We start from the raw sequence: 375 nt of genomic DNA, 5'->3' as shown, positions 1-375 counted from the left end.
GCCGGAGCTTTTAACTCCAATATTGTCAAGGCTTCCAAATACATAGCCGATCGTGATTACAGCGGGAAGAATGTTGAATTTTTGACCATTGGAAAGAAAGCTAATGACATTCTTAAGAAGACTCACAAGATCTTTAAGAATGAAACTGCTATCTATGATGATCTAAGCTTTGAAAATGCCTCAGCTATCGCCGAAGAGCTAATGCAGCTGTTTGTAGAGAAGAAATTCGATAAGATCGTCATTGTGTACAACCAGTTTGTAAACGCTGCTACCCAGGATGTAAAGACTGAGCAATTTTTGCCGATCGTTCCTGTGGAAAAGGATGAAAATGTTGTTCTTGATTACATTTTTGAACCCTCTAAAGAAGAGATCGTA

General features: G+C 38.7%; 1 protein-coding gene. It reads left to right on the top strand.

Annotation, left to right across the window (positions count from 1 at the left end):
• The coding region (locus HC176_RS17470; RefSeq protein ID WP_167920274.1) for a F0F1 ATP synthase subunit gamma at positions 1 to 375 on the top strand (375 nt) is incomplete at both ends.

This window comes from Tamlana crocina (assembly GCF_012037625.1).
The sequence above is the reverse complement of the archived record's forward strand: the minus strand, read 5'-3'. Positions and strand labels throughout refer to the sequence as shown.